The sequence below is a fragment of the Micromonospora sp. NPDC003944 genome (assembly GCF_053605225.1).
On the sequence record NZ_JBSGIV010000148.1, the window covers coordinates 1 to 1,155 of the forward strand.

Genomic DNA, 1,155 nt, shown 5'->3' on the forward strand with positions numbered 1-1,155 from the left:
CGACTCACCGAGCACCACACCGCCGGGGGGATGAGCCGGACCGTGTCACCGCTCGCCGAGTTGCAACCGGAGATGTTCGTCGAGGTGTCGCCGGACCTGGCCGACGAGGCAGGGCTGACACATCTGGGCTGGGCGCACCTGGTCAGCGGCCGCGCGGTGATCGAGGCGAAGGTGTTGGTCACCGACCGGCTCACCCCGCTGCGGGTGGACGGTCGGGTCATCCACCAGGTGTGGTTGCCGTACCACTTCGGGTTCGAGGGTCTGGTCACCGGCGACTCGGCGAACGACCTCTTCGGCATCAGCCTGGACCCGAACGTGCTGATCCAGGAGAGCAAGGTCGGCACCTGCGACATCCGACCCGGACGCCGTCCGACCGGTTCGGCGTTGCTCGATCTGGTGGCCGACTACCAGCGGCGCGCCGGGATCGCCCCGGGCCAGAACGCCCCGGCCGTGACCACGAACAACGAGGGGAAGGAGCAGGGTGCTTCCTGACCCGAACAGCCTGTACGGTCCGCTGGACCCGGCGCCCGACGCCGGTTACGAGAACGCGCCGCCGCGGATGGGGTTCTTCACCGACACCAGTGTCTGTATCGGTTGTAAGGCCTGTGAGGTTGCCTGCAAGGAGTGGAACGGTGTGCCGGAGAGCGGGTTGGACCTGCTCGGTATGTCGTACGACAACACCGGCGCGTTGACCGCGAACTCGTGGCGCCACGTGGCGTTCGTCGAGCAGCCGCGCCCGGCCGGGCATCGTGCCGCGCCCTCGGACGTCCTCGGCGCCCCGGTCGATGCCGCCCCGGATCGGCCGGTCGACGCGGGCCCGGAGTTCCTGGGGATGCCGGGGGCGCAGCCGCCGGGGCGGGGTTCGGGTGTGGAGGGTCGTACTGATTTTCGGTGGTTGATGATGTCGGATGTTTGTAAGCACTGCACGCATGCGGCGTGTCTGGATGTGTGTCCGACGGGTTCGTTGTTCCGGACGGAGTTCGGGTCGGTGGTGGTGCAGGAGGACATCTGTAATGGGTGTGGGTACTGCATTTCTGCGTGTCCGTACGGGGTGATCGATCAGCGTAAGGGTGATGGTCGGGCGTGGAAGTGCACGTTGTGTTACGACCGGTTGGGTGCGGGGATGACGCCGGCGTGTGCGCAGGCGTGTCCGAC

Annotated in this window: 2 protein-coding genes; both read left to right on the forward strand. The window is 67.5% G+C overall.

Going from position 1 to position 1,155, the window contains the following annotated elements:
• Positions 1–492, forward strand: a 492-nt coding sequence (locus tag ACWER9_RS31845; RefSeq protein WP_452305323.1) for a molybdopterin dinucleotide binding domain-containing protein, incomplete at its 5' end; no start/stop codon positions are given.
• On the forward strand, positions 482–1,155 hold a 674-nt coding region (locus ACWER9_RS31850), incomplete at its 3' end, for a 4Fe-4S dicluster domain-containing protein (RefSeq protein ID WP_452305324.1). The genes ACWER9_RS31845 and ACWER9_RS31850, both read left to right, overlap by 11 nt.